This is a genomic window from Streptomyces actuosus (genome assembly GCF_016921115.1).
Taxonomy (GTDB): Bacteria; Actinomycetota; Actinomycetes; order Streptomycetales; family Streptomycetaceae; genus Streptomyces; species Streptomyces actuosus_A.
In genome coordinates, this window is sequence record NZ_JAFFZS010000286.1 from 1 (window position 1) to 323 (window position 323).

At 65.9% G+C, this 323-nt stretch carries 1 protein-coding gene; it reads right to left on the bottom strand.

The annotated features are described in order from the left end of the window. On the bottom strand, positions 1-262 hold a 262-nt coding region (locus tag JS756_RS37990; RefSeq protein ID WP_307791457.1), incomplete at its 3' end, for an acyltransferase domain-containing protein. Positions 263-323 lie beyond the last annotated feature (61 nt).

Genomic DNA, 323 nt, shown 5'->3' on the forward strand with positions numbered 1-323 from the left:
ACCCCACAAACGGCGCCAACGCCCGCTCACACGCCTCCATCGACGCCGCAAAAACAGCCGACTCCCCCCACAACTCCCGCCCCATACCAACCCACTGCGCCCCCTGCCCCGGAAACACAAACACCACATCACCGACAGCACGGACCACACGCCCACGCACCACCGACGACCCCACCACATCCCCACCAGCAGCCAACTCACGCACAGCAGGCAGCACATCGCCCACTTCACGACTCAAGAACACGGCACGGTCCTCGAACACACCCCGAGTCGCCGCCAACGACCAAGCGACATCCACCGGCCGCACACCCTCACCCACCGAC